Origin of the sequence: Candidatus Protofrankia californiensis, assembly GCF_900634765.1 — a bacterium.
In the GTDB taxonomy this organism is placed as follows: Bacteria; Actinomycetota; Actinomycetes; order Frankiales; family Frankiaceae; genus Protofrankia; species Protofrankia californiensis.
This window is the reverse complement of record NZ_CAAAFT010000313.1, coordinates 8,882-13,096: the sequence shown is the minus strand read 5'-3', so window position 1 is coordinate 13,096 and position 4,215 is coordinate 8,882. Positions and strand designations below refer to the sequence as shown.

General features: G+C 72.3%; 3 protein-coding genes. All 3 read left to right on the top strand.

The features are described from left to right. Window positions 1–1,706 (top strand): mycofactocin system FadH/OYE family oxidoreductase 2 (locus DD1DGNOD_RS16680; protein ID WP_131770550.1); only part of this gene is annotated, 1,706 nt, incomplete at its 5' end. Window positions 1,707–1,789: 83 nt separating this feature from the next. Next, complete coding sequence (locus DD1DGNOD_RS16675; protein ID WP_131767352.1) at window positions 1,790–2,788, top strand: mycofactocin-associated electron transfer flavoprotein alpha subunit; 999 nt, start codon at window positions 1,790–1,792, stop codon at window positions 2,786–2,788. After that, window positions 2,785–4,119 carry an FAD-dependent oxidoreductase gene (locus DD1DGNOD_RS16670; RefSeq protein WP_131770547.1) on the top strand — a complete coding sequence of 445 codons (1,335 nt, stop codon included), beginning with the start codon at window positions 2,785–2,787 and terminating at the stop codon, window positions 4,117–4,119. Before DD1DGNOD_RS16675 ends, DD1DGNOD_RS16670 begins: the two co-directional genes overlap by 4 nt. Window positions 4,120–4,215 lie beyond the last annotated feature (96 nt).

Here is a 4,215-nt window from a genome sequence, read left to right as displayed (position 1 = left end):
TCACCGACGCGGTGCACGCGCACGGCGTGCCGATCCTCGCCCAGATCAACCACAACGGCGGCCAGGCGTCGTCGATGTACTCGCGGTTGCCGGTGTGGGCACCCAGCCCGGTGCCCGACCCGCTGTTCCGCGAGGTACCCAAGGCCGTCGAGCCGCACGAGTTACAGGAAGTGATCGCCGGCTACGGGTTGGTCGCCGCGCACTGCGTCGCCGGGGGGTTCGACGGTATCGAGCTGCAGTGCTCCCACTCGTCCATCGTGCGCGGGTTCCTCTCCCCGGCGACCAACCAGCGCACCGACGCCTACGGTGGAACGCTCGCCAACCGGGCCCGCCTGCTGCTGGAGATCGTGGACGTGGTTCGCGAGGCCATCGGCCCGCGGCACGCCCTCGGCGTGCGTATCTGCGGCGACGAGCTGATCGAGGGCGGAACGACGATCGAGGAAGCCGTCGCCGTGGCCCGGCTGGTGGACGCCACCGGAAAGGTCGACTACATCAACACCTCGATCGGGGTCGCCACCGCGACGCTCTACATGATCGAGGCGAGTATGCAGGTGCCGCCCGGCTACGCGATGTTCATCCCGAGCGCGATCCGGCAGGCGGTGAGTATCCCCGTCGTCGGTGTCGGCCGGTTCAAGGACCCCCTGCAGGCAGACCGGGCCCTGGCCGCGGGACACGCCGACCTCATCGGAGTGGTGCGCGGGCAGATCGCCGACCCCGACTTCGTGGCCAAGGCACGGGCCGGTCACGCCACCGAGATCCGTACCTGCCTGTCCTGCAACCAGGAATGTGTGGGACGGATGGGGCTCAACCGGTGGCTGGGCTGCATCGAGAATCCGCGTACCGGCCGGGAGTCGGTGCCGCTGCCGGCGCCGCGCCGCCGCGGGCAGCGGGTCTACGTCGTCGGCGGCGGTCCCGGCGGCATGCAGGCCGCTGTCACCGCCGCCCAGCGCGGGCACCACGTCACCCTGTTCGAACGGTCGCCGCGGTTGGGCGGCCAGGTGCCGGTGGCGGCCGCCGTGCCGAGCCGAGCCGAGTTCCTCGACATCGCGCGCAACCTGATCGCGCACGTGCAGCGGATCGGCGTCGAGGTGAGGACCGCAACCGAGGTGGACGCGGACTTCCTGCGTTCCCAGGCTCCGGACGCGGTGGTGCTGGCGACGGGCGCCCGCCCGAACCCCCCGTGGTGGGCGGCGGGGCATCCCCGGATCGTGGACGTGCGTGACGTGCTGGAGGGACGGGCGGATCCGGCGGGAAGCGTCGTGGTCGTCGACGAACTGGGATTCCACCAGGCCACCTCCACCGCGGAGCTGCTGGCCGACCGGGGATGCCAGGTCGAGGTCGTCACCAACGGCATGGTTGTGGGGCAGGATCTCGGCGTGACCCTGGACCTGGAGACCTGGAACGTCAAGGCCGCGGCCAGAGGCATCGTCCAGAGCACCGACCTGGTGCCGATGGGGGTGACATCCGGTGCGGACGGCGGTGTGGTGCTCGCCCTGCAGCACCATCCCACCGGCACCGACACCCACCGCGCCGTGGACTGGGTGGTGTGCGCCGTCCAGCAACAGCCGGAGGACACGCTGTGGCGCAGCCTGCGCGGGGACGCGGGTGCGCTCCTGTTCCCCGTCCATCGGGTGGGTGACTGCCTGGCGCCCCGGCGGGCGCACGCGGCGGTCGTCGAGGGCCAGCGCGTGGCGGTGTCGCTGTGAGCGTAGGAGGGCGTGAGTGCAGTGGTCGTCTGAGGGACGAGGACGGCCGCGTAGGGAACGGCCGACGGAGCGATTCGGAGGCTGTGAGCGTAGGAGGACGTGAGTTCCTTCCTGGAGGGGCGGCGCTTGCCCTGGTGGTGGCACGGGGCGGGGTCCTGCCGTTGGGTGCGCAGGAGAGCATCGCCGAGGCCGGTGGGCAGGTGCTGGTCATCGGTGGCGGGGCCAAAGCGGCGGCGCAGTCGGTCACGGGCGCGTCGGCGCTGTGGTGGAGCGACACCGGTCCCGGGCTGCGCGTCGGCGCGGTCGCCCGGGTGCTGGCCGGCGTGCTCGCCGACGTGCCGCTGCTGTTGCTGCCGGCGTCCCCGGACGGCCGTGACCTGGCACCAAGGCTGGCCGCCGAACTCGACCGTCCGCTGCTTGCCGGCGCCGTCTCGGTCCGCCGTGACGGCGCCGTGGTGCGGGCGGAGCTGTCGAGGGTGGACGGCCGGCTGCTGCTCACGGTCGAGTGCGCGCAGCCCGCGGTGGCGACCCTGCTGCCGGGCGTGCGCACCGTGTCCGCGGTCGGGCACCAGCCCGACCCGTGCGAGGTGACGCTTCCGGCCCTGCCGCCGCAGGTGTGGGACGTCGACGTCGTCGAGGTGGTCGAACCGGATCCGGCGACGATGGACCTCAGCGAGGCCGGTCGGGTTGTCGGCGGCGGCGCGGGGCTGGTGCCCGCCGGATCCGGTGGGGATCAGGCGCGGGCGTTGTTCGACCTGCTGGCCGGTGTGTCGGCGGCGCTCGGCGCCTCGGCGGGGGCGACCCGGGTCGCCACCGACGCCGGCTGGATCGGCTATGACCGCCAGATCGGCACGACCGGTGTCACGGTCGACCCCGAGCTGTACGTCGCGTTCGGGATCTCCGGTGCGAGCCAGCATGTCGGGGGTCTGGGGTCGCCCCGGCACGTGGTGAGCGTCAACGTCGACCCGTCCTGCCCGATGACTGCCATGGCCGACCTCGGCCTGGTCACCGACGCCCGTGACCTGCTGGTGGAGCTGGCCCGGCGATTCGGTGTCACCGTTGCCGAGGAGGTCCGGTCGTGACGGCAGCGCCCGTACAGTCCGCCCAGACCGCACCGCCCTTAGACGCGGTCGTCGTCGGTGCCGGCCCCGCGGGGTCGGCCGCCGCGCTCGAGCTGGCCCGGGCGGGAAAGTCCGTCGTGCTCCTTGAGCGGGGGCCGTTTCCCGGATCGAAGAACGTCTACGGCGGTGTGATCTACGGTCGCATCCTGGACGAGGTCCTCCCCGCCTGGTGGGAGGAGATCCCGGTCGAGCGCTGGGTGGTGCGGCGGTCGACGATGATGATGACGCCGACGCGGTCGCTGTCCATCGACTACCGCAGCCAGGAGTGGGGCGCCGCCCCCTACAACGGGATGACCACCTACCGGGCGGACTTCGACAGCTGGCTGGCGGGCAAGGCCGTGGCCGCGGGCGCGCGGCTGATCACCTCGACCGTGGCCACCGGGTTGCTGCGCGATGCCGCCGGCGGTGTCGTCGGTGTGCGCACCGACCGGGAGGACGGAGACCTGCGCGCGAAGGTCGTGATCGCCTGCGACGGGGTGAACTCGTTCCTGGCGAAGGAGGCCGGCCTGCTGCCGCCGGCCGACGCGGCGCACCACACCCTCGGCGTCAAGGAAGTGCTGTCGCTGCCGGGAGAGGTGATCGACGAACGTTTCGGGGTGCGGCGCACCGAAGGCGTGGACATCGAGATGCTCGGCTGCACCCGCGGGATCCCCGGCGGAGGCTTCCTCTACACCAACACGGACACGGTCAGTGTCGGCGTGGTGCTGTCCCTGCCCCAGCTGGCAGCCGCGAAGGTACGTCCCGAGGAGATCGTCGCCGACGTCAAGACGCACCCGTCCATCGCGCCGTACCTGCGCGGGGCGACGGTCAAGGAGTACTCCGCCCATCTGATCCCCGAAGGGGGCTACGACGCGATGCCGCGGCTGCACGCCGACGGGCTTCTGCTTGCCGGTGACGCCGCCGGCATGACGCTTGCCGCCGGCATCTGGCTGGAAGGAGTCAACTTCGCCATCGGCTCGGGACTGGCGGCGGGCCGGGCCGCGGCGCGGGCGGTCACGGCGGGTGACGTGTCGTCGGCCGGGCTCGCCTCCTACCGGTCCGACCTGGACAGCCAGTTCGTGCTGGCCGACCACAGGAGGTTGCGTGGCGCGCCCGAGGTGATCCTGTCCGAACGGATCCAGCAGCGGTATCCCGGCCTGATCACCGACATCGCCGAAGGGGTGTTCACCGTGACGAACCCGACGCCCAAGCCCGGGATCACCCGGCTGCTCCGGCGGGCAGCGAAGCGCAACGGCGTGAGCCTGCGTGAACTGGCCGCCGACGCCGTCCGGATCGGCAGGGTGTTCCGATGAGCCTCATCAGGGGCCGCCGCCGCAGGGCCGGGCAGGCAGGCCCGACGGGTTCGACGGGTCCGGCGGGTCCGACGAGTCCGGCAGCCACGGCCGGCT